Source organism: Limosilactobacillus portuensis (genome assembly GCF_014838735.1).
In the GTDB taxonomy this organism is placed as follows: domain Bacteria; phylum Bacillota; class Bacilli; order Lactobacillales; family Lactobacillaceae; genus Limosilactobacillus; species Limosilactobacillus portuensis.
Genome location: NZ_JABUXQ010000070.1, coordinates 1 through 788, shown reverse-complemented (window position 1 = coordinate 788; position 788 = coordinate 1). Strand labels below are relative to the sequence as shown.

The following is a 788-nucleotide window of genomic DNA, read 5'->3' as shown; positions in this document are numbered from 1 at the left end:
AATCAATTGGTATCTGAATTCACGGCCACTTAAATGTCTTAATTGGCATACACCAATCGAGATCTTCTTGCTTAATCTACGTCACTAAATTCGTTCAAGTTATTTCTTGCAATCTGCCAAAAATATAAGTCCTATTACACAATTTTCCCACTTTAGCCACTCCTCCTTATTAATTTTCCTTGATATAGATAGAACTATTCCTATCAAGATAGATAAGCTCCCAGCAAAAGTAGCTAGTCTTTCACTAAATAAAAGTCCTTGTATAAGTAGCATCATCCCCCAAAAACTAACAATAATTTCATCAGCGTATGACCTCATGAATGCTATCTTAGACACATACTTTAATAAAGCTTCTATACAGCCCATCGCAATTAACAACATTATTCCCCAAATTATCAATGTTTGTCCTTCATAGAAATAATGAACCCAAATCATACTAAAACAATCCTTTCGCAATATAATACAAATTAAAAAGGTCAGTCAGCGTGTATGCGTTGATTGACCTTAACCGTAAAATTATATCAGATTTCTAAAGCAAGAACATCATAAATAGAAGTACAACTTGTCCATAAAGTGTTTAAAACAACTTTGAGCAATAAATTTTAAAGTTTAATAACCGAAATTTTCCTTTATATTTACAAGATGAGTCGTACAATACCCCTTAGGGTGACACTTTAAATAATAAAAGTGTGAATCCTAGGGGGTGTTTTGCATTGTAAGTTATTCAACTATTGAAAAGCTTAAATTACTTCATGATTATCAGAAATCGGATTATGGTTTAACGGTGT

At 32.0% G+C, this 788-nt stretch carries 1 protein-coding gene; it reads right to left on the bottom strand.

The annotated features are described in order from the left end of the window. Positions 1 to 99 precede the first annotated feature (99 nt). Positions 100 to 435 (bottom strand): hypothetical protein, encoded by a 336-nt coding sequence (locus HUK49_RS10585; protein ID WP_191913668.1) that lies wholly within the window; start codon positions 433 to 435, stop codon positions 100 to 102. Positions 436 to 788 lie beyond the last annotated feature (353 nt).